We start from the raw sequence: 24,537 nt of genomic DNA on the forward strand, positions 1-24,537 counted from the left end.
AAATCCAAATCTGATGAACAAAACGGCGAAAATCAAAAAAAATCATCAATTCATTGTCCTTCAAAAATTAGTTATCGTTTCTATTTTAATTGGCTTTCTTTCTGCCTTTTTAGGAATTTCACTAAAAAAAATTACCGAATATTACGAGGAAATCTTCTTTCATGAAGTAACAATAAATCCTGTTTTTTATATCATTTTCCCGGTTTTCGGATTATCTGTAATTTATTTCCTAAGGCAATATCTTTTTAAGAAAAAAGAAAACAAAGGAATTAAAGAAGTATTTGAAAGTACAAAATCAAGTACCAAAAACTTACCTTCCTATAAAATTCCTTCTCACTTTATAAACGGATTATTAACTGTTGTTTTTGGAGGCTCAACCGGAATCGAAGTTTCTACCGTTGTGGCAACCGCTACAATTGGATCTGTTGCCCAACAAAAAGAAAATGTATTTCGTAAATATAAAACCGAACTTATTTGTGCAGGTGTTGCAGCCGGAGTTACGGCTTTATTCAGCAGCCCGATTGCCGGAATTTTATTTGCGCTTGAAGTAATTTCGAGAAAAGTAACCCGCGCTTTTATAATTTCAAATATCATTGCCGTTGCTGTTGCTTTTGGATTGCTTTCCATCTTAAAAGAAGAACCTTTATTTGCTGTTTCAATTACAACCTGGCATTTAAAAGCGATTCCGTATTTTATTCTTTTAGGCATTTTAGCCGGAATAAACTCGGTTTATTTAACACGTTGTGTACTGTTCTTTAAATCACAATTCGGAAAAATCGATACTCATTATTATAAGATCTTAATAGGTTCAGTAGTTTTAAGCGTTTCATTATTTATTTTTCCACAATTGTACGGAGAAGGATATCACGCTATAAAAGGAATATTTGGTAACTCGGCCGAAATTCCGTTAACGCTGACTTTAGCTTTCACGTTTGTTGGAATTTTGCTTTTAAAACCTATTGTAACTTCTATAACATTAGCTTCCGGAGGTGACGGAGGAGTTTTTGCACCCAGTTTATTTATTGGTGCTTTTTTAGGATTATTACTGGCTTCGGTTTTAAATACCTTTTTTCATGTACATGTAATTCCCGTTAATTTTATGATTATAGGAATGGCTGCTGTTTTAAGTGCCAGTATTCATGCGCCTTTTACAGCAATCTTCTTAGTTTGCGGATTAACAAATGACTATACTTTATTTTTACCGATTTTAGTCGTTTGCTTAATTTCAAAATACACAGCAAAAATGATTTATCCGTATACCGTTTATTCTTATTCTCCGAGTTTAATAAAATAGATATATATATTTCCCCACAGATTCCCTCCCATTTTATCTTTTAAATCATTAAATCTGCGGGTAAAAAATATCAAAGTTTACCCAAAAAATACCACATAATGCCAACTCCAAAAATTAAAAGAGGCTATCGTAAAACGCGCTACATTCTTTATAAGGAAACTTTAATCGATTCTAAGGAACATTTTTGGTCCTTTATCGGATCATTTGTCGGAATTGGAATTTTATCCTATCTGGAATCTATTCGTTTTTCAGGCAGCGACATTGTTTTCCTGATTGGTTCTTTTGGAGCATCGAGCGTGTTAGTTTACGGAATTATTCAAAGCCCGTTTTCACAACCCCGAAATTTAATTGGCAGTCATGTAATTTCAGCAGTTATTGGGGTTACGATAAACAAATTAGTACCTGACATTATTTGGTTGTCTGCGCCGTTGGCAGTTTCTCTTTCGATTATTTTTATGCAAATTACTAAAACGCTTCATCCGCCCGGAGGTGCAACGGCACTTATTGCAGTTACAGGTTCTGCGCAAATAAAAGATTTGGGATATATGTATGTGCTTTCTCCGGTTTTAGATGGTGTTTTGATTCTGTTCGTAACAGCATTAATTTTCAATAATATGACTTCAACCAGATCATATCCCAGTCATAGCACCTATCATAAACATTATCACAAGATGAGGAAAAGATTGGTTGGGAAGTAATATTCTCTGTAACTCATTGTCACCCTGAGCGAAGTCGAAGGCTTGTTAATTGGAACGGGGCTTCGACTCCGCTCAGCCTGACAAATATATTGTGCTCAGCCTGACAAATACACTTCGCTAAGCCTGACAAATACATTTGGCTCAGCCTCACAAAAAAATCTTTTCAACAAATCGTAATTCACAATTCGTATTTCGTTTTTTATATTTTACCTTTGACCTTTCAATAAAAACAAAGATTATGGTTTATAAATTTAGAGTAATTCTAGACGCCGAAGAAGATATTTTTAGAGACATTGCAATTCTTGAAGATGATACTCTTGAAGATTTCCATAATGCGATCTTCAACGCTTTTGGTTTTGACGGAATGGAAGTAGCTTCGTTTTATACCTGCGATGAAACTTGGAATCAGGAAGATGAAATTGCACTTTTTGATACTGGCGATGTTCCCGGAGAACAAAGAACCATGAGCGATTATAAATTATCGGATCTCTTAGATGAACAAAATACTAAAATCATATACGTATATGATTTCATTAATATGTGGACTTTTTTAGTTGAATTAGCCGCTATCGAAGATCAGATTGCCGGAGCTCCTTATCCCGAAACTCTATTCTCTCACGGAGAAATGCCAGACGAAGCCGGTGAAAAAAGCTTTGAAGCAGATATGCACGACGATATCTACGGAGAATTTGAAGATGACCTTGACGAAGATGATCTTGATATGTTTGAAGGTGACGACAGCTTTGAAGATTTTGGATTTGAGGAGAATTGGAATTAGAGGAAAGGTTCAAAGGCTTAGAGTTGCAAAGGTTCAGAGGTTGTTTAAAAACTATGATTTTTACAATGTAATATTATTCTTATTTTTGTATTTAATTTTTTAAATATAAACTATGAATACTTTTCGAGACCTTTTAATCTGGCAGAAATCAATGAGCCTGGTAACTTCAATTTATCAAATAACAAATTCATTTCCAAAAGAAGAAATTTATGGACTATCTTCACAAATTAGAAGAAGTTCAGTATCAATACCCAGTAATATTGCGGAAGGTTATGGCAGAGATGGAAATAACGATTATTTGAGATTTTTAAACATTTCAATTTCATCACTCTTCGAAATGCAAACCCAACTTGAAATCTCATTCAATTTAAAATATTTAAACGAGAATCAATTTAATAAAATAAATGGAGAAAGCAGAGAAATAGAAAGAATGTTAAGTTCTTTTATTCGAAAGATAAAAGATCGCAAATAAACCTTTGCCACTCTGAACCTTTGCCACTCTGAACCTAAATAAATAGATGATAAACCTTTTCAACACCCACATCGAGACGCTTGCGATACACCGCGTAGGAAACAAAAGCAGAAACGAAGCGATTTTTTTATCGGAACAGCCTTTTAACTTAAATGATGAAATTGTGCCTTTGATAAAAGAGTACTTTTTTAAGCCTTTTAGAGAGAAAGAAGAAAACTATTATCAGTTTGCGCACGAAGTCGATTTGGATTACAACGACATGTTTAAATATGCTACTGAGATTTTTGATAATCCGAATAATCTACAGGAGATTTCAAAAAAAATAACAACGCATTTATTTGAACAATCGAATCATCCGCACATTAAAAACGGAGAAGTTTATGTAACTTATTTAACGAATTTAAGTATCGATAATAATGTTGTTGACGCTATCGGAATTTTTAAAAGTGAAATTCAGGCTGACTTTTTACAGTTTGAAGAAAAAAACAGCAATCTTGAAATGATTCTGCAACAAGGCATCAACCTGAGCAAGTTAGATAAAGGTTGTTTGATTTTTAATTATAAAAAAGAGGAAGGATATAAAATTCTGACTGTTGACAGTAACCGTTATGATGCGCGTTATTGGTTAGAGCATTTTTTATCTGTTGATGCTTTTGAAGATGAAAACTTCATCACAAAAAAATACTTGAAATTTTGTCAGGGATTTGCAAAAGACGTTGTTTTTCCTGCTGAAGACAAAAAAGAAGAAGTAATGTTTATGAACAGATCTGTGAATTATTTCGCTAAAAATGATCAGTTTGAAGAACAAAATTTCTTAAATGAAGTATTAGACAATCCCGACTTAATTCCTGAATTCAAAAACTACAAAGTTGATAAAGGAGAAAAATACAGCATCGAAGATGTAACCTCATTCCCTATTGCGAACGCAGCAGTTTCTGACGCGAGAAAATCGATTAAAAACGTTATTAACCTGGATACACATATTCAGATTAAAATGGATTTTATCAATCCTGAAAGTGCAGAGAAATTTGTTGAAAAAGGCTGGGATGAAGAAAAACAAATGTATTACTATTTAGTTTACTTCAACAAAGAAGAAAAAAGCTAGTAGTCTTTCATTTTCTATTACTTACTTAAAACAAAAAACGGCAATTGCATTTGTGATTGCCGTTTTTTTATTGACTTGTTTTTATTCAAAAAAGTAAAAAATACGTATTAAGATAATTTCTAAAATATTTTTTAACGCCATTTAAAAAAAATAATTTTAAATTGTAGTAGATTTGATATTCAGAGCAATGACAAAAACATAATATTAGATTTAGAAAATATTTTACTAACACTAAAAATTTAATGGCAGATTTAAAAAAAACAGGACTTACATTAGAAGAGCGGGCTTTTGAAACTGCAAAAGCATTACTTGAAAAATATCAATATCCGAATGATCTCACTCTTGAGGAAAATGCAAATTTAGATGAATCCTATACTATTTTAATTACGCTATTATATACCGAAGAATTAATTGAAGAAGAACAGTTAGCAATTTTATCCATCATAGATGAAATGAAACTACTGGACGGCAACAGATAAAATAGAAAACTGTAAACAAAAAACGACAACTACATTTATCTGTAATTGCCGTTTTTATTAAAGCCCTTTAACTTTTATAATATTGAGAATAGAGCTTTTACAATATCATCGTAAACTTGTTTGTCTCTTTCACCCGCACGAGCCAGTACGCGGATTCCGGAATAATTATTAAAAATAAATCTCGCCAAAGTTCTCGCATCTAAATTCTTAGAGATCTGACCTGAATCCTGCCCTTTTTGAACGGCTTTTGTAAAAACTTCTTCCATTATACGGCTGTTATCTTTTACAATTTTTGCAATTTCTTCATCATGCATAGCAAGTTCAACAGAAGAATTGACCATAAAACAGCCTTTGGTAATGCTGTCTTCTAAACTCTCAATAACTGCTTGTTTAAAAATATCCCGCAGCGTTTCTTTTATATTATCCGATTGATCGAAAAGTTCAACAATCTGATTTTGTGCATTTTTTTGATAACGCTGTAAAGATTGCGAAAACAATTTTTGTTTGTCACCAAAAGTATCATACAAACTGGAACGGCTTAAACCTAAATGCGTCACTAAATCCTGAGCCGAAGTTCCGTTGTAACCTTTGTGCCAAAAAATTTCGATGGCTTTATCTAAAGCCTTATCTTCATTAAATTCTTTTGTTCTTGCCATGATATATGAAATTAAATTAATCCGTTTGGGAGTAATTTTTAACACATAGAAACATAGGTTTTGTATCTAAAAAATTCACTTATTTAAAATACACAAAGGTAACTATGTGAAAAGAAATATGTTTCTTTTTTGGATTCCCTTTTAATTATAAAATCTATGTTTCTATGTGTTCAATTTAGTTTTATTATTATACCCGATAGATTAAATTACTTTACAAAGATACAAAAATACGGAACAATCGTTCCCGAATTAAAGTAAAAAAAAAATTAAACTACTGCATTAACAATAAGTCCGCCATCCACAACGATTTCAGAACCTGTAATAAATGAAGCGTCATCTGAAGCAAGGAAACTAACTGTTTTTGCAATTTCTGAAGCTTGTCCGAAACGTTTCAATAAAATTTTCTCACCTAAAATAGTTCCAAAACCTTCAACTTCTTCTTTCTCTAAACCTAACTTTCCATACAACGGAGTTTCAACAGGACCAGGAGAAACTGCATTTACTCTGATTTTTCTTGGAGCTAATTCTGTAGCAAAAACTTTATTTAAAGATAATACAGCAGCTTTGCTTGATGCATAAACACTAGAGTTTGGCATACCAACGTGAGCATTGATTGAAGTATTGAAAATAATAGATCCGCCATCATTTAAAATGGGCAATACTTTTTGAACAGTAAAATACACGCCTTTTACATTTACATTCATAATGCTGTCATAATGTTCCTCTGAAGCTGAATCTACCGGAGCAAAAGCTGCAATTCCTGCATTCAAAAACAAGATATCTACTTTGCCAAATTGAGATTTTACTTGTTCTACTAAACTATCAATAGATTTTAAATCAGATTGATCTGATACGATTCCGGTAACATTCAATTCTGCTTCGGCTTTAGCCAAAGATTCTTTGTTTCTTCCTGTTATAATTACTTTTGCGCCCTTTGCTACAAATTCAGCAGCAGTCGCATACCCTATTCCGCTATTTCCACCCGTTATAATAGCTACTTTGTTTTCTAAATTTTTCATTTTTATTTGTTTTAAATTATTGATTATTCAATTATTACAGCACAAAGATATTATAACGGAACGATCGTTCCGTTATAATTAAAGTTAATATTTCGTTAAAATAAAAAGCAACGCTAAAAACATTGATATCCAGAGGATAAAATCTATCGAACCATAAACGAAAGAAATAATAAAATGACCAACATTCTTAATATTTGCTTAATTTTGCATTCTAAAATAAACTAAGATGGATAATCTTGTAGACTACGAAAGTCCCTTCACTACAATAATCTCGTTTCATAAACTAATCGAATCATTTGAAGAAATTGCTTTATCAAATGTAGATTACCGTTCCAATTATGCTAAAGCTATTTTAAAAGAAATAGAATCCATACCACAATTAAGGACGGGAATTACGGATTACAGTATCATTAAAAAAAATGAAGGATTAATCAAGAATATACTGGCAGACTTATTCCCTACTGCTTTGACTAATAATGAAGTAAAAGCGGTTACAATTCCTTTTCAGAATATATCATTCAATTATACCGAACGTTTTAAGAAAATTCTTAAAAATGCCGGGGATGAATTTTACATGGAAATTAGAAATTTTGATGATCATCAATTCTATGTCAATAATTGCTGCTTAATTTTAAGCAGTTACTACAAGCAAAAGTTTGCTTTCAGTAAACCATTCTTTTATGATATTCCTGATGAAGAGGGTGTTGAAAAACATTATCGCATTATGTACAATGCTGATTTTATGGAAATTACTCCAACAGAAAATTCTGTACAGCTTACACAGGATGATATTGATGTATTGATGGATAATTACAATGATCTTGCTTTATGGAAATCTAAATTTCCTCCGGGAAGCTGGTCGTTAAAAGGTTTTGGAATTGTTTCTTTATTTGATGCAACGACAGAAAGTGCTATTTCTAATTTGAAAAGTAATTTGCTAAAACCTGATGCGCAAACGGCAACATCTGATGAAGCGTTAACGAATATTTTTAGATCTATATTCATGATACAGGATTTAAAAGTTGGTTTCATTATTTATAATCAGGAAGAGGAAAAATTTATAAGACCCATTAAATTTGATAATAAAATACAAAGCTTTTTACTTTCAACAGATCAGGAAGTGGAATGTAAGAATGCTTTTTTTGGATGTTCTTTTGAAAATTTACTGGATAATAAAGAACCTTTTGTTATTTCAAATGTTGAAAAATTCACTGAACATTCAACCAACAAAAGGCTTGGTCAGCATTTACTGAAACAAAATATTCACAGCTGTATTTTTGCACCGGTTATAAAAGACGGTCATTTATTGGGCGTTGTTGAATTAGTTTCTTCAAAAGCAAGGGATTTAAATACTGTGAATGCGACTAAACTTGAATTGGTTCTCCCCTATTTAACAGACACTGTAGATCGTTATAATACAGATATGCAGCATCAAATTGAGGCGATCATTCAGCGTGAATATACGACGATTCATCCAAGTGTTTACTGGAAATTTAAAAAAGAATCCCAAAATTACTTCCAGAATATCAATCATACTAAGGATTATATTTTTAAGGAAATTGTGTTTAAAAATGTATATCCGTTATACGGACAAATCGATATCAAAGGTTCCTCTGAACACAGAAATGAAACGGTTAAAAAAGATCTTAAAAATCAATTAACGGCTATTTTACAAATATTTGAATCTCAGGATCCTAATACGAATCTTGTATTGCTGGAACAACGAAAATTTGAATTGGAATCGTTTCGCAATGAATTAGATTTTCCTCTAAAAGCAGATACAGAACAACACATTCAGCGTTATATTGAGGAAGAAATTCACCCTTTATTGAAGAACACGAAAGAAACGGCAAAAAGTCAAAAACTGGAGCGTTTGTATTTTGAAAGTCTCGATGAAAAAAGCGGTTTATTTTATCAGGAACGAAAGAAATTTGATAACGCAATGTCCATTATCAATAAAAGGTTAGCAACTGTTTTAGACAAAAAACAAATTGAAGCGCAACAAATCTATCCTCATTATTATGAGCGTTTTAAAACAGATGGCGTTGAACACAATTTGTATATTGGAGCTTCTATTTCGCCAACAAAACCTTTTGATATTATGTATTTGCATAATTTGCGTTTGTGGCAATTGCAAACGTTGTGCGAAATGGAACTGGAACATCATCAGCTAAAGGAATCATTGCCTTATGAGTTAGATGTCACTTCGCTTATTTTAGTTTTCAGTGCTCCGCTTTCAATCCGTTTTAGAATGGATGAGAAACGTTTTGACGTTGACGGAACATACAATGCAAGATATGAAGTGGTAAAAAAACGTATCGATAAATCGAATATAAAAGGCACAAAAGACAGAATTACAGAGAAAGAGAAAATCACGATTGTATATTCTCAAAACAGTGAAGAAGCTGAATATTTAAAATACATCAAGTATTTACAGCACAAAAAAATCCTCGAACCTTCAATTGAACAATTTGAGGTTGAAGATCTTCAGGGAGTTTCCGGTTTGAGAGCAATTCGCGTAAAAGTCATTAATAATAACGCCATTTCTGTAGCGCAAAAAATTACTTATCAGGATTTATTAGATGAGCTCAACTAATTTTAGTTGAGCTTATTTATAGGAATCATATCTTATAAAATAATTTAAAAAATAGAACCATAGCTTTTTAAACTTAAAAAAGGTGTTTCACTTATCTAACCGCACATAGCTATTTTTAAGAAACTTCTCTTTGTACAATTCTTTTACATCAAAACTTTTCTCTATGTGTTAAAAATTAGAATTATATTGATTTAAAAGCAATTACAAACGCGATTACTGTAATAATGATTCCTATCATAAAAAAGTTATATGCAATTCGCAATAAGTTGTATTTGCGCTGTAGAACCAATCCCAGATAATATAAATCTTTGATCATTGTAGAATATAAATAATCGCGATCTTTCATCATTTCATTCATCGCCCAATCGTATTCTTCCAGTGGCATTTTATAGAAATTTCCAAAAAATAATAAGTTAATCTTTTTATTCTCAATATCTTCTCTGGTAAAAACTCCCGTAGTTACTTTGGGTCTTGTTGAAAGAATGGCGAAAATTATAGTGATAACGCTAGATATCAACATTATAAAGGTTGGAATTACTAAATGCGCATTTTTCGGACTGTCTAATTTCGGGATAATTGATGAAAGTGCAATGGAGATAATAATCGCATTTACAGATAATAAAATATTCGCTTTACTATCAGCAATTCCGCTTAAGCGAGTATGATTTCCTAAAGTTACACGAAATAGAGTGTCAACACCACGATCCGGTTTTTCGATTTTTTCTTTCTTTTTAATTTCAGCTTCAAGCTTATCAGCTTCCTTTTTTTTCTGCTTCTCAATTTTCTTTTGCACCATCAGCAGGTTTTTCTCTTTTAAGGGCTGCCATTTTTTCAGTGCGTGATTGGTATAAAAGCGATGTTTATTCATTAAAAAATTCAGATTTTCTTTTGCCCATTCTGCATTAGAAAAATCTAAATTCCATGTATTTTTCAATTCAATTCGCAATAATTCACAAGTAGTTTCATATTCAGTTCCCACAAGGTGTGCAAAATCAGCATCTTTGATTATTTTCTCTAAATGTGTTTTCGGAATATACTCTTTTATGGTCGCCATTATCAAACTGGAAACAATTGAGATAAATTTATCAGACTGTTCTTTTTCTTTCAAAAAAGCAGTAGCGATTTTCACACTTTCTGCTTCATGATTTTCATATCCTACTATATAACCCGTATCGTGAAACCACGCCGCGACTAACAAAATTTCTTTATCATCGCCTTTAACATCTTCTTTTTTACAGAGCTCTTTTACCGCATTTACTACCGTTAAAGTATGGTTAAAATTATGATAAGAATATAAATTAGAAAGTTTATCTTTGAGTAAATTACTGACGAAATCTTCGGATTGCTCTATTAAATTCATGGAGATTTATTTTATACCACTAAATTATGAAATTGTTTTTGGATAATCATTTTATTACTAAAATTAAAAACTATTCTTTAGTAATAGTTGTTCTGTCACTGCTCTATTCCTGTGCGACGCATAAAGCGCAATATGGGAAAAATGTTAGTGCTAACGAAACGGAAAACGCAACTGATACTATAAAAATTGCACACACTATTTACTTAGTTGGTGATGCAGGAAATGCTGATGAAGAACAAGCGCAGCAAACGCTGGAACTATTACACCAAAAGCTGAAGAAATCGAATAAAAAAGCCACATTATTATTTTTAGGCGATAATATTTATCCTAAGGGTTTTCCTAGTGATGACAATGCTTCAGAAAAGGCTTTAGCCGAAACAAAACTTACTAATCAATTAAAACTTACTAAAGGTTTTAAGGGAAAAACAATTATGATTCCCGGAAATCATGATTGGTATAATGGGATTAAAGGTCTGGAACGCCAGGCAGATTTTGTTACGAAATATCTGAATGATAAAAAATCATTTTTACCAAGAAAAAGTTGTGCAATCGAAGATGTAAAAATTGACAGTACCGCCACTTTAATTACAATTGATAGCGAATGGTTCCTGGAAGATTGGGACAATCACCCCACAATCAATGATAATTGCGACATTAAAACAAGAGAAGATTTTTTTGATGAACTGGAAAATCTTTTAAATAAAAATCAGGAAAAAACAGTTGTGATCGCTATTCATCATCCTTTGATGAGTAACGGCACGCATGGCGGACAATTTTCGTTAGAGAAACAATTATTTCCTTTAGAGAAAAAAATACCGTTACCAATAATTGGTTCGTTTATTAATTTATTGCGAAAAACATCCGGCGCAAGTCCGCAAGATGTCCAGAACAAGCAATACACTATTTATGCAAAAAGAATTAAGACACTTTTACAAAAACAAAAAAATGTAATTGTAGTTTCCGGACACGATCACAATTTACAATACGTTAATAAGGAAAATATTAAGCAAATTATTAGTGGTGCGGGATCAAAATCTGAAGCTGCAAGGGCAATCAATCCAACTGAATTCTCCTATGGAGGAAATGGTTATGCAACCCTGACTTTATTTAAAAGCGGGGATGCAAAGGTTGCCTTCTTTGGGAATGAAAACAACAAAGAGAAACTTCTTTTTGAGCATGAGATCATAAAAGCCAAAGAAATTAACTGGGCTGAAGGAGTTGATAATAAGTTTCCTAAAACAGTTACGACTTCGATCTATTCTGCAAAAATGACCCAAAAAAGTTTGTTTCATAAATTTTTATTTGGTAATCACTATAGAAAATATTATAGTTTACCCATTGAAGCCCGCACAGCAACTTTAGACACTTTAATGGGCGGTTTAAAACCTATTCGCGAAGGTGGAGGACATCAATCGGTTTCTTTGAGAATGTCTGATCCTAAAGGTCGTGAATATGTATTGCGCGCCTTGAAAAAAAGTGCTACAGTATTTTTACAGTCAGTTGCTTTTAAGGATCAATATGTTGTAAATGATTTTGAAGATACGTATGCAGAGAATTTCTTATTAGATTTTTACACAACTTCGCATCCTTATACTCCCTTTGCAATTGGTACTATGGCAGACAAAATAGGATTAGCACATACAAATCCGATTTTATATTACATCCCAAAACAAAATGGTTTGAGAGAATTTAATTCGAATTTTGGAGATGAATTATATATGGTGGAAGAAAGACCGGCAGACAATCATTTAGACGGTAAAAATTTTGGAAATCCGTCTAATATTATCAGTACCGAAGATATGATGTCGAATCTTCATAAGGATGAAAAGTATTCTGTGGATGAAAATGAATATATAAAAGCGCGTTTGTTTGATATGCTTATTGGCGATTGGGACAGACACAGCGATCAATGGCGTTGGGCAGAATATAAAAAAGATGGTAAAGTTACTTACAAGCCTATTCCTCGTGACCGTGATCAGGCTTTTGCTAAATACGACGGAACTTTACTTTCTATTTTAATGAATATTCCTGCGTTGCGTCATATGCGAACTTTCAAAAATAAAATTGACAATGTAAAATGGCTTAACAGAGAACCTTATCCAATGGATCTTGCTTTTTTAAGAACCGCTGATGAAAAAGACTGGCTTGCTCAGGCAAAATATATACAGGAAAACTTATCTGATAATGATATTGACAATGCTTTTAAAAATTTACCAAAAGAAGTTCAGGATGCAACGATTGCTGATATCAGACAAAAATTAAAAAACAGAAAGAAAGATCTTCAAAAATATGCTTCGGACTATTTTGATGTTTTGAGCCATACGGTTATGCTTGCCGGAACTGATAAAAAAGACAAATTTGTTATTAATCATAATGCTAAAAAAAGCATCGAAATTCAGGTTTACCGAGTTAAAAAAGAAGGTGATGAATTAGTTTACACTAAAAATGTAACAGATGCCAAAACCAGTAATCTATGGATTTATGGACTGGATGATAATGATATTTTTCAGGTAACGGGAAATGCAAAATCAAAAATAAAAATTCGTTTGATTGGTGGTCAAAACAATGATACGTATAATATTGAAAACGGAAAACGAGTTATTGTCTATGACTTTAAATCAAAAGAAAACACTTATAATTTGGATTCTAAAACTCAGACGCAATTAACGGATGATTATGATGTGAATTTATACAATTATGAAAAACCTAAATATAATGTTGTTTCAGGATTGCCTAACATTGGATTTAATCCTGACGATGGTGTAAAAGTGGGTATTAATTTAAATTATACGGTTAACAATTTCAAGCAGAATCCTTACACGCAAAGACACGTTCTAAACGCTTTTTATTACTTTGCAACCGGTGGTTTAGAGTTTAATTATGTGGCACATTTTCCGGGATTACTGGGTAAATGGGTTATTGATGTTGAATCACAATATACGACGCCTAATTTTGCCATAAATTATTTTGGATACGGAAATGAATCTGTAAATAATTCTGATGATTTAGGAATGGATTTTAATCGCGTTCGAATTCAGAAATTTAATCTTTCCGGAGCGATCAGGCACGTCGGACGATACGGAAGCGAATTTACTATTCAGCCAATGTTACAGCAAATGAGGGTTGAAGAAACTGAAAACAGATTTATTGACACTCCAAATATTATAAATCCAAACGTTTTTGACAGTCAGGTTTATGGAGGAGCAAAAATTAAATATGCATTCAAAAATGCTGATTTTGCTGCAAAACCTACTTTAGGAATTGCTTTTATGGTTTCGGCTGCGTGGATGACAAATTTGGATGATACGAAGAAAAACTTTCCAACTATTGAAAGTTTATTAGGCTTTACTCATAAAATTGATCACAATGGCAAACTAGTTTTGGCTACTCTTTTTAAAGGAAAAGCTATTTTAAATAATAATTATGAGTTTTATCAAGGTGCCACTTTAGGCGGAGATACTGATTTACGCGGTTATAGAAACGAACGCTTTTTAGGAAGTTCGTATTTCTCTCAAAGTAGTGATTTGCGATTGAGCCTTGGTAAAATCAGAAAAACTATTGCGCCTTTGACTTACGGAGTTTTGGGTGGTTTTGATTACGGAAGAATATGGCTTGATGGCGAAAGTTCAAAAAAATGGCATCAGGATTATGGGGGCGGACTTTGGCTGAATGCGATTAATGTTTTAACAGCAAGAATCTCTTATTTCAAATCTCCTGACGAAGAAGGAAGAGTTATTTTTGGAGCGGCATATAGTTTTTAAGGAAAGGTTCTGAGGTTCTGAGTTGCTAAGGTTCTAAGTTTTTAGTATTAGGCTCAAAGTTACAAAGGATCAAAATAACAAGGTTTTTTGCCACGAATTTCACCAATTTTCCACGAATATATATTCGTGGAAAATTGGTGAAATTCGTGGCAAACTTTTTTATTCCTGATTCGTTTTTGAGTTCAATTTTTACTTTTAAGCCTAGAAACTTAGCAACTCAGAATCTCAGCAACTTATATCAAAGCTTAAACTCATAAACGTTCCCTCCTACTTTATTTGTCTTTTCATCGGCAATTAATAACGTGTTATTGTCTTTGAAAACTATCGCTTCTTTTTGTGAAAAGTGGTTTAGTTTTATTTCGGTTTGAGTTCCTTTATGAAATAAATCACCTTTATAGCCTTTAAATAAAACAATTTTATCGTGACTTAATAAAACTACTTTTTTTCCGTCAGGACTAATTGTAGCACTTGTTAAAACGCAATGATTGTAATTATCACAGGTTTTAAATTCACCTATTTTAGTAGCTTTCTGAGTTCCCGGAGCATTTAATATCTTGTAGATAAAAGCTGTTCCGTCAAATCCTTTGCTTCGGTTTTTTGTAAAAAGATAAAAATAATTTCCGTGTTCAAAAAAACCTTCAACATCATAAAATAATTCTTTTTTCTTAGGAGGAAATTCTGTTTGTTCCGGATAGGAAAATGAAACTTTATATTCGGCTACAGCCAAATCCTTATTCAGTTGATTTTTATTGACTTTGTAAATACACAAATCTTTACGTTCGTTATCATTATTCCCAAAATCTCCAATATACAGATTACCGCTTTTATCTTTTGTAATATCTTCCCAGTCAACATTTGTTGCATTTGAAATTGTAATTGTTTTGGCTATTTTACCATTTGAATTTATGGCGTAAATGGCATTTTTATTCCCACTGTCTTCTAATGTATAAATCAAATTGTTTTCAGGGAAATAAGTAATTCCCGAAACTTCTTTTAATTTTTTCGGCAGTGAATAAAGTGTTTTCAAATCATTATCTGATTGCTGTTGACAAGCTAATAAAGCAATGGAAACTCCAAGTAAAAAAAACTTTTTCATAAGTATATATTTTTTAAACCATATAAGTTATAATTAAGATAATTTAAGAAATTGCTTTTAAATGAACTTATATAACTTATATGGTAAACGATTTTAAATCAAATTAGTATTTTTAAAATTGCGTGTGATAAATTCAAACGCAGCAAACATAATATGTCCCATTGATATGGCGTTTTTAAATTTCATATCATTGGTATAACGGTACAATTCCATTTTTAGCTGATTCAAATGTTCATCGGTCGAAATAGTATCGTGACACATGATATTCAATAATTTTTTGACTCTGTTTTCTGCAGAGTGAATGCGTTTTGCCAAAATTGCTCTTTCTTCATCTTTATACTGAATTATTGATCGGTCTTCCAGTTTATCCTTAATCAATTTAATCATTGGATAATTCTCTTTAAAAAACTGTGGACGATATACTTTAAAATTCCCCTCGTAACATTGCTGGTCAAAATCAATTGGGCGAATTTTATAAACCACCTGATCAAAATCATGAATGGGAACTATCACATAATTGTAAGCTCTCATATCGCCTAAAAGCCTGATCATACAACGTTCATTAAACTTTACAAACTCTTTTGCGATTTGCGATTTTTCCATTTCGGTACATTTATCCAGTAATGTATCCATAAAAACATCGCCCGGAATCCCAATAATATGTTCTTCGATTAAAGTGTCTTTATAAACCAGAAAATTGATTTTATCCGGCGATAGAATATCTTCTAATTCCAGTCCGTAAATTCTGGAAGCATCTGCTTTTTTGATGTAAAAATGGACATAATTATCATTGAGAATATTTCGGACTTTTATTCTGAAAGGTTTTGAGTTTCCAAAAGTACAATAATCGATTGCATCGACATTTAAGAACTGAATAATCTCGCTGTTTCCATCAGAATGCAAAAGTGAATATATTTTTTTCAGATTTAAATCAATTTCATTTCTTTCAAATTCACTATAATAAACCCGAATCCATAAAGTATCGGTTTCGTTTTTATCATACACATTTACAGAACCTGAAAACCGTAATAAATCATCGTAGAATACAGATACTTTCGAAATACGTTCGTATCGTTCTAAATAATTTAAAAGAGATTGCGTTAAAGGGTATGACGGTTTTTTTAAAACCATTAAAGGTTCGCTCATTTTGAATATCTTTATTACAAATTTACATTAAATAAAATTTAGCGTAACAATATCGAAGTTGAATCGTCATACTTAAAACTAAAACCTAAATAATTTGGAAACCATACTAACTATTGAGAATCTTCACAAAAGATACGGGCGAATTCAAGCCTTGAAAAATGTTTCTTTTGAAATACAAAAAGGCCGCGTTTACGGGATTTTAGGCCCAAACGGAAGCGGAAAATCAACCACTTTAGGGATTGTACTGAATGTTGTAAACCGTACATCAGGAAATTACAGCTGGTTTGGAGGTAAAGTTCAAACTCACGAAGCTTTGAAAAAAGTAGGCGCCATTATCGAAAGACCTAACTTTTATCCTTACATGACTGCCGAAGAAAACTTGAAATTAGTCTGTAAAATAAAAAGCATCGATTACTCTAAAATCAACGAAAAACTTGATTTAGTGGGTTTAACGGAAAGAAAAGACAGCAAATTCAGCACTTTTTCGTTAGGAATGAAACAGCGTTTAGCCATTGCATCAGCACTTTTAAACGATCCTGAAATATTGATTTTAGATGAACCTACAAATGGTTTAGATCCGCAGGGAATTCACCAGATTCGTGATATTATCAAAAAAATTGCCTCTCAGGGAACTACAATTTTACTGGCATCGCATTTATTAGACGAAGTTGAAAAAGTTTGTTCACATGTAATTGTTTTACGAAAAGGAGAAATTCTTTATTCAGGAGCAGTAGATACAATGTCAGCAAATGAAGGTTTTTTTGAAGTTATGTCAGATGATAATGTTGCACTAAAAAGTGTTTTAGCAACACATTCAGCAATTGACAAAATCACCGATGAAGATGGAAAAATTTTAGTTTACTTAAAATCAGATTTATCAGCTTCAGAATTAAATCAGTTTTTATTTTCTAAAAATATTGCTCTGAGCCATCTGGTAAAACGCAAAAACAGTTTAGAAGCTCAATTTTTAGAATTAACAAAAAACGCCACTATCCAAAACAACTAAACCATGAACAGACTTATCTCTATAGAATTACAAAAAATCTGGAAAAACAAAGCCAGTCGTGTCCTTACTTTAACTTATTTCATTTTACTTTCCTTTATTGCATTAATTGCCTCCATAAAATTTGATATTGGTCCTTTTAAATTTCATTTTGCCGAAATGGGAATTTTTAATTTTCCGTATATATGGCATTTTAACACTTATGTTGCGGCTTTACTGAAATTTTTCCTCGCTATTGTTATTGTTTCCATGATGGCAAACGAATATAGCTATGGTACATTAAAACAAAATTTAATTGATGGTTTAAGCAAACAGGAATTTATATTGTCTAAATTTCTAACGGTCGTATTATTTGCTTTAATCTCCACCATTTTTGTTTTTGTAATGAGTTTAATTCTCGGATTTAGCTTTTCGTCCTATACAGAATTGGATGTTGTATTTATGGATTTAGATTATCTTCTGGCATTTTTTGTGAAACTTACGGCTTTCTTTTCGTTCTGTTTGTTTTTAGGAATTTTAGTCAAACGTTCTGCATTTGCATTAGGATTTCTTTTGGTCTGGAGCATTTTTGAAGGCATTTTAAAAGGACTATTAGTCTTTCAAATTTTTCCAAACAGCAATATTGGTAACTATATTACACAATTTTTTCCTCTGGAAGCAATGTCAAATTTAATAGTTGAACCTATTACACGATTATCAGTTATAAAAAGTATTGGATCATCAATGGGCGTAGAAAACATTAAAGATTATAGCGTGCATTATGTTTCGATTCTTATCGTTTTGGTATGGACATTTTTATTCATATACTTTTCTTACAAACTATTAAAAAATCGAGATTTATAGTATATTTGTCAGGCTATGAATTATTTTAAAAGTTTTTTATTTTTCTTGTTTATGTGCTGTTTATCTGTGAAGATTAATGCGCAAAACATTACTGTAGATGCCTCGAAAACGCCTGAGGAATTAGTAAAGAATATATTGATAAACAGTTCTTGTATAGATATTGGGACTGTTAATGCATCCGGAAATCCCACAAGCAGCGGAAACAGTTATGCTTATTTTAGCTCAGCGACCAGCAGTTTTCCATTTCCTGGAGGAATTATATTAAGCACTTCTCCCAGTCGAAACGCTGCCGGACCTTTTGATCAATCAAATTCTGAAGGACAGACGAATAAAAACTGGAAAGGTGATTCTGATTTAGAAAAAGCTTTAAACACACCGGGAAGTACACAGTCAACAGTTTTAGAATTCGATTTTATTGCCTTGACTAACTCCATTAGTTTCAACTATATTTTTGCGTCTAATGAATATCAGACTTACTTTCCCTGCAAATATTCTGATGGATTTGCTTTTTTAATAAAGGAAGCAGGAACATCAGAAGAATATAAGAATCTGGCTGTTTTACCTAATACCACAACTCCGGTTTCTTCTACAACAGTTCATTCAATAATAAGCACTGTAACTTCACAAGGGCAAACTTTTGAAGGTTGTCCTGAAATAAATGAAGAATTTTTTAATGGTTATAATACGACAAATAGTCCAATAAATTATGCCGGACAAACTGTAGTTATGAATGCTCAGACTACAGTTGTTCCTAATAAAACATACCATTTAAAATTGGTCATTGCAGATGATGCAACGGGACAATACAATTCTGCTGTATTTATCGAAGCAGGAAGTTTTGCTTCGACAATAAATTTTGGAACAGATAAAACCATTGCAAATAACAATCCTGCATGTTTTGGCGTAGCCACACCTTTAGACACTCAATTAGACAATACCAAATATACTTTTAAATGGTTCAAAGCAGATGCATCTAATAATTTTTCAGCAATTACATCAGAAACTGGCTCCATTTTAAATGTTACTGCAACAGGTAATTATAAAGTAGAAGCTACTTTAACCGGCACAACTTGCGTATCTACAGGTCAAATAAAGATTGAATATGCACCGGAAATAATGTCAACCAAAACCAGTTTATTGCAGTGTGATGATGATACAGACGGAATTACGATTTTTAACTTAACCAAAGTTGATAATATCATCAAAAACAATGTTTCGTCTATTTTAAATAAAGGTTATTATGAGTCCCTTACGGATGCCCAGACAAAAGCAAATCCTATTGTAAATCCTGAAAAATATAATAATAAAGTTCCCGATCAAATTGTTTATGCCAGGCTGGAAAACCAATATGGCTGTTTTACAATAGTTGAAGTAACATTAAAAGTTTCAAATTCAACAATTCCTGATCAAAATCCAATTGCGACTTGTGATGCAGATGAAAAACAAGATGGTTTATATCAGTTTAATCTAAGTTCAGAAGTAACTCCGCAAATTTCAGCAGGCTTACCAACCGGATTAGTATTCAACTATTATTTAAACCCTAATGATGCTTTGACTGACTCAAATCCAATACCAAATATTTTTAAAAACATAACTGCATTCAGCCAAGTTATTTATGCGAAAGCTACAAACGGAGCAGATTGTTTTGATATAACTCCGGTTACACTTATTGTAAATACTTTTGATCCACCTAATTTTCAGGAGGAAACAAAATATTTATGCAAAGGAGAAGAAATAACAGTGAGCGTTGAGACAGGTTTTGCGAGTTATTTATGGAATACAGGAAGTACTGATAATTCTATAATAATAAATACATCAGGTGACTATTCAGTAGTTGTAACAGATACAAACGGTTGTGAAAAAACCAAGAAGTTTAAAGTAAATTTATCTGAACCAGCATCAATAACAGATACAACTATTAAAGATTTTTCCGGAGTTGATAATTCGGTTTTGATCAAATATACAGGAGTTGGAAATTATGAATTTTCATTAGACGGAACTATCTTTCAGGAAGATCCTTTATTTAATAATGTAAAACCAGGAATTTATAATGCTATTGCAAGAGATAAAAATGGTTGTGGATTGTCTAATTCCTATCTTCTGTATGTTTTAGATTATCCAAGGTTTTTTACTCCAAACGGAGATGGATATAATGATTTATGGGTCATTACAAACATAGATCAGCTTCCGGATTACCGAATCTTTATTTTTGATCGTTATGGTAAACTACTCAAACAAATGAACCAGAATAGCGATGGATGGAATGGTCTTTTTAATAATCAACAATTACCTGCAGATGATTATTGGTTTACTTTAGAATTTACAGATGGCAGAACGATTAAAGGTCATTTTAGTCTAAAAAGATAAACTAAAGAAATTCCAATTTTAAATTACAAATCCCAAACTCTTTGATTGTAATTTCAAAAAAGTCATTTAGTCTAAAAAACACTAAGAAATTACAATTTTTAAATTTCAAATCTCAATAATTTTAAGTCAAAAAAAAATCCCAAACTCCTTGATTGGAATTTGGGATTTCTATATTGAAATTTAAATTCTTAGAATTTAAATCTTTTTCTATCAGTTTCTGTCAAATAGATTTTTCTCAAACGAATAGATTTTGGTGTAACCTCTACATATTCATCTTTTTGAATATACTCTAAAGCTTCTTCAAGAGAGAAAATAATTGGAGGAATAATCCTTGCTTTTTCATCATTTCCAGAAGAACGAACGTTAGATTGTTTTTTCTCTTTAGTTACGTTTACACACATATCATCAGCACGAGAGTTTTCTCCAATAACCTGTCCTTCGTAAATTTCAGCATTTGGTTCAACAAAAAACTTACCACGATCTTGTAATTTATCGATAGAATAAGGAATAGCTTTTCCTTTTTCCATAGAAATCAATGAACCTTTATTACGTCCGGAAATTTCTCCTTTGTATGGCTCATATCCTATAAAACGGTGTGCCATAATAGCTTCACCTGCTGTTGCAGTAAGTAATTGATTACGCAATCCAATAATTCCACGTGATGGAATATTAAATTTCACAATCATACGTTCTCCTTTAGTTTCCATAGAAAGCATTTCTCCTTTACGTAATGTAACGAATTCAACTGCTCTTCCTGAAAGATTTTCTGGTAAATCGATTGTTAATTCCTCAATTGGCTCACATTTTTTACCATCAATTTCTTTGATGATAACTTGTGGCTGACCAATTTGTAACTCATAACCTTCTCTTCTCATTGTTTCAATAAGAACAGATAAGTGAAGTACACCACGACCAAAAACCATGAATTTATCAGCAGAATCAGTTTCACCTAACTTCATAGCTAAGTTTTTCTCTAATTCTTTTGTCAATCTTTCTCTAATATGACGAGATGTTACAAATTTACCTTCTTTACCAAAGAAAGGTGAATCGTTAATTGTAAACAACATACTCATTGTAGGCTCATCAATAGCAATTGTTTGCAAAGCTTCAGGATTTTCAGAATCAGCGATTGTATCTCCAATTTCAAAACCTTCAACTCCAATAATTGCACAAATATCTCCGGCAATTACTTGTTGTACTTTTTTACGGCCTAAACCTTCAAAAGTATGTAATTCTTTGATACGTGATTTTATTACTTTACCATCTCTTTTTACCAAAGAAATTGGCATTCCTTCATTCAACACACCTCTTTCAAGACGACCGATAGCGATACGACCTGTAAAAGCAGAGAAATCCAAAGATGTAATTAACATTTGTGGCGTTCCTTCAGATACTTTAGGAGCTGGTACATTTTTGATTACCATATCCAATAATGCTTCAACATTATCAGTTACGTTTTCCCAATGATCAGACATCCAGTTGTTTTTAGCAGAACCGTAAACAGTTGGAAAATCCAATTGTTCTTCAGAAGCACCTAATTCAAACATTAAGTCAAAAACTTTCTCATGAACTTCTTCAGGAGTACAGTTTTCTTTATCAACTTTGTTGATAACTACACAAGGTTTTAAACCAAGGTCAATCGCTTTTTGCAATACAAAACGCGTTTGAGGCATTGGACCTTCAAAAGCATCGACTAGCAAACATACACCATCGGCCATGTTTAATACACGTTCTACTTCTCCTCCAAAATCGGCGTGACCAGGAGTATCGATAATATTGATTTTTGTTCCTTTATATTGAACTGATACGTTTTTTGAAGTAATAGTAATACCTCTCTCACGCTCTAAATCGTTATTATCAAGAATTAAATCACCTGTGTTTTCGTTGTCACGAAATAATTGACAGTGATACATAATTTTATCAACCAAAGTGGTTTTACCGTGATCGACGTGGGCAATAATTGCAATGTTTCTAATAGATTCCATCTGAGATTTTTAATGGGTGCAAAGGTACACTTTATTTTGATATAAAAAACGTTTCTGCGATAGTTTGCGTATATACAAGTAATTAGTTCGTTAAAACAACGTAAATTTTAACCCTAAATTGAACTTTGCTTGTTGTTTAGTTATAGTTAATTTAACTATATTTGAGTAATGAAAAGTAAAACTCTCCAAATTACTCTAATTTACGTTATCATATCGCTAATTATGGCAATTCTATGTCATAAACTACTCACTACCTACTTTTCTAAAACAGAATATTTTTATTTATTCTTTATAAAAGATGTCTTTTTCATATTAACTACAGGATTTATCTTCAAGTATATACTCGCGAAAAACGAAAACAAAAATATTTCTATTTTCGAAAAATTAAAAAGCACAAATGAGGAAATAAAAGAATCAAACGAAAAATATGACATTGTAGCAAAAGCTACCAGCGACACAATTTGGGATTGGAAAATTCAGGAAGACAGCATTAACTGGAACAAAGGTATTGAAGCTGTTTTTGGCTATAATCAGTCAGAAGTAGGAAAAACGTCAAAATGGTGGTTTGATAAAATACATCCTGAAGACAGCATCAGAATGTCAATCAAATTATATTCCTTTATCGAACAAAAAACCGAAAAATGGCAAGATCAATATCGCTTTAAATGTGCCGATGGAACTTATAAATATGTTCTGGACAGAGGTTTTTTACTAAAAGACGAAAACGGAAGAGCCATTAGAATGATTGGAGCCATTCAGGATATTACCAAACAAAAAGAAGAAGAACAAAGGTTAAAACTATTAGAAACCGTAATTACACAATCTAAAGATTCCATTTTAATTACCGAAGCAAATTCAGCAGATCGAAAAATTCCAAAAATAGTATACGTAAATCCTGCATTTTCACACATGTCAGGATATTTATCACATGAAATAATAGGAAAGTCACCCAATATTTTCAAAGGTCCAAAATCAGATTCCGAAGAACTAAAAAAGCTACTGAGAGCTATCAAAAATGAAGAAGAATGCCTAATAGAAACCATTAGTTACACAAAAAATAAGGAAGAATTTTGGGTTCGCTTTTCAATGATTCCTATTTTTAGCAATGAGGGTGTAATTTCACACTGGATCTCTATTCAAAGAGACATTACTGATGAAAAAAAATTAGAAACAGAAAAAGAACATCTCATCAGGGAACTAACACAAAATAACAAGGATCTAAAACAATTCTCCTATATAACATCGCACAATTTAAGAGCACCGTTATCTAACTTAATTGGACTTTTAAACCTTATTGAAGATATTCAGATTGAAAACCCTGAACTGGAAGAAATCCTTACAGGATTTACAAAATCAACACATTTATTAAACGAAACCATAAACGATTTAGTAAAAGTTATCATTATCAAAGACAATCCTTCTATGCAAAAAGAAGAAGTCTCATTAAAAGAAGTTTTTGAAAATGTTTTTAGTCAATTATCTTTTCAAATCGAATTACACAAACCAATTATTAAACTTAAATTTGACAGAGTTCCCTTTTTAAACACAAATAAGGCATACATTGAAAGTATCTTACTTAATTTACTTACAAATTCAATAAAATATAAATCAGAAAACAGGAAACTAAAAATTGCCATCATTGCTGAACAAATAGACAATCGCACTATTCTAACCTTTAAAGACAACGGAATTGGAATCGATCTGGAAAGAAATGGCGACAAAGTCTTTGGTCTATATCAAAGATTTCACAATTATCCTGACAGCAAAGGATTAGGCCTATATCTTGTAAAATCACAAGTTGAAACAATGGGAGGAACAATTAGTATTGAAAGCGAAGTCAATAAGGGAACAACATTTACAATAACATTCAAAAATTAAT

Annotated in this window: 18 protein-coding genes; 12 read left to right on the forward strand and 6 right to left on the reverse strand. The window is 32.0% G+C overall.

What is annotated here, in order from left to right; all coding sequences use genetic code 11:
• Nucleotides 1–13 precede the first annotated feature (13 nt).
• From ACHRVX_RS15495 to ACHRVX_RS15520, 6 genes are all read left to right on the forward strand, one after another.
• Nucleotides 14–1,294 carry a chloride channel protein gene (locus ACHRVX_RS15495; protein ID WP_395333778.1) on the forward strand — a complete coding sequence of 427 codons (1,281 nt, stop codon included), beginning with the start codon at nt 14–16 and terminating at the stop codon, nt 1,292–1,294.
• 98 nt (nt 1,295–1,392) lie between these two features.
• Nucleotides 1,393–1,992 (forward strand): HPP family protein, encoded by a 600-nt coding sequence (locus tag ACHRVX_RS15500; RefSeq protein ID WP_395333780.1) that lies wholly within the window; start codon nt 1,393–1,395, stop codon nt 1,990–1,992.
• A 238-nt stretch (nt 1,993–2,230) separates the two neighbouring features.
• Complete coding sequence (locus ACHRVX_RS15505) at nt 2,231–2,770, forward strand: hypothetical protein (RefSeq protein ID WP_395333782.1); 540 nt, start codon at nt 2,231–2,233, stop codon at nt 2,768–2,770.
• A gap of 112 nt (nt 2,771–2,882) precedes the next feature.
• A complete protein-coding gene (locus ACHRVX_RS15510; protein WP_213304670.1) occupies nt 2,883–3,242 on the forward strand; it encodes a four helix bundle protein in 360 nt (119 codons plus the stop codon).
• Between the two features lie 46 nt (nt 3,243–3,288).
• Nucleotides 3,289–4,347 (forward strand): nucleoid-associated protein, encoded by a 1,059-nt coding sequence (locus ACHRVX_RS15515; protein ID WP_395333784.1) that lies wholly within the window; start codon nt 3,289–3,291, stop codon nt 4,345–4,347.
• A 242-nt stretch (nt 4,348–4,589) separates the two neighbouring features.
• Entirely contained in the window at nt 4,590–4,826 is a 237-nt protein-coding gene (locus ACHRVX_RS15520) for a hypothetical protein (RefSeq protein WP_395333786.1), read from the forward strand.
• Between the two features lie 74 nt (nt 4,827–4,900).
• On the opposite strand, the gene ACHRVX_RS15525 is transcribed toward ACHRVX_RS15520, so the two are convergent.
• The gene (locus tag ACHRVX_RS15525; protein ID WP_395333788.1) at nt 4,901–5,482 is read right to left on the reverse strand and encodes a TetR/AcrR family transcriptional regulator; all 582 of its coding nucleotides are present in this window, start codon (nt 5,480–5,482) and stop codon (nt 4,901–4,903) included.
• 266 nt (nt 5,483–5,748) lie between these two features.
• A complete protein-coding gene (locus tag ACHRVX_RS15530; protein ID WP_395333790.1) occupies nt 5,749–6,501 on the reverse strand; it encodes a glucose 1-dehydrogenase in 753 nt (250 codons plus the stop codon).
• A 226-nt stretch (nt 6,502–6,727) separates the two neighbouring features.
• On the opposite strand from ACHRVX_RS15530, the gene ACHRVX_RS15535 reads away from it, so the two are divergent.
• A complete protein-coding gene (locus ACHRVX_RS15535; protein WP_395333792.1) occupies nt 6,728–9,097 on the forward strand; it encodes a GAF domain-containing protein in 2,370 nt (789 codons plus the stop codon).
• 181 nt (nt 9,098–9,278) lie between these two features.
• Here ACHRVX_RS15535 and ACHRVX_RS15540 read toward each other — a convergent pair whose 3' ends face one another.
• The gene (locus ACHRVX_RS15540) at nt 9,279–10,457 is read right to left on the reverse strand and encodes a Pycsar system effector family protein (RefSeq protein WP_395333794.1); all 1,179 of its coding nucleotides are present in this window, start codon (nt 10,455–10,457) and stop codon (nt 9,279–9,281) included.
• Between the two features lie 26 nt (nt 10,458–10,483).
• Between ACHRVX_RS15540 and ACHRVX_RS15545 the strand changes: the two genes are divergently transcribed.
• A complete protein-coding gene (locus ACHRVX_RS15545) occupies nt 10,484–14,218 on the forward strand; it encodes a metallophosphoesterase (RefSeq protein ID WP_395333796.1) in 3,735 nt (1,244 codons plus the stop codon).
• A gap of 238 nt (nt 14,219–14,456) precedes the next feature.
• On the opposite strand, the gene ACHRVX_RS15550 is transcribed toward ACHRVX_RS15545, so the two are convergent.
• On the reverse strand, nt 14,457–15,314 hold the full coding sequence (locus ACHRVX_RS15550) for a hypothetical protein (protein ID WP_395333798.1): 858 nt from the start codon (nt 15,312–15,314) through the stop codon (nt 14,457–14,459).
• Nucleotides 15,315–15,407: 93 nt separating this feature from the next.
• Nucleotides 15,408–16,460 carry a hypothetical protein gene (locus ACHRVX_RS15555; protein ID WP_395333800.1) on the reverse strand — a complete coding sequence of 351 codons (1,053 nt, stop codon included), beginning with the start codon at nt 16,458–16,460 and terminating at the stop codon, nt 15,408–15,410.
• A 94-nt stretch (nt 16,461–16,554) separates the two neighbouring features.
• On the opposite strand from ACHRVX_RS15555, the gene ACHRVX_RS15560 reads away from it, so the two are divergent.
• The 3 genes from ACHRVX_RS15560 to ACHRVX_RS15570 are packed head-to-tail and all read left to right on the forward strand — an operon-like array spanning nt 16,555 to nt 20,673.
• Complete coding sequence (locus ACHRVX_RS15560; RefSeq protein ID WP_395333802.1) at nt 16,555–17,466, forward strand: ABC transporter ATP-binding protein; 912 nt, start codon at nt 16,555–16,557, stop codon at nt 17,464–17,466.
• A gap of 3 nt (nt 17,467–17,469) precedes the next feature.
• Nucleotides 17,470–18,306 carry an ABC transporter permease gene (locus tag ACHRVX_RS15565; RefSeq protein ID WP_395333804.1) on the forward strand — a complete coding sequence of 279 codons (837 nt, stop codon included), beginning with the start codon at nt 17,470–17,472 and terminating at the stop codon, nt 18,304–18,306.
• A gap of 51 nt (nt 18,307–18,357) precedes the next feature.
• Nucleotides 18,358–20,673: a choice-of-anchor L domain-containing protein gene (locus tag ACHRVX_RS15570; protein ID WP_395333806.1), complete on the forward strand. Its 2,316-nt coding sequence runs from the start codon at nt 18,358–18,360 to the stop codon at nt 20,671–20,673.
• Nucleotides 20,674–20,861: 188 nt separating this feature from the next.
• Here ACHRVX_RS15570 and typA read toward each other — a convergent pair whose 3' ends face one another.
• Nucleotides 20,862–22,658, reverse strand: a complete 1,797-nt coding sequence (gene typA, locus ACHRVX_RS15575) for a translational GTPase TypA (protein WP_213304733.1) — start codon at nt 22,656–22,658, stop codon at nt 20,862–20,864.
• A gap of 222 nt (nt 22,659–22,880) precedes the next feature.
• Here typA and ACHRVX_RS15580 point away from each other — a divergent pair, with 222 nt between their 5' ends.
• Entirely contained in the window at nt 22,881–24,536 is a 1,656-nt protein-coding gene (locus ACHRVX_RS15580) for a PAS domain S-box protein (protein WP_395333808.1), read from the forward strand.
• The last annotated feature ends 1 nt before the right edge of the window (nt 24,537 follow it).

Origin of the sequence: Flavobacterium sp. FlaQc-47, assembly GCF_044006475.1 — a bacterium.
Lineage (GTDB): Bacteria > Bacteroidota > Bacteroidia > Flavobacteriales > Flavobacteriaceae > Flavobacterium.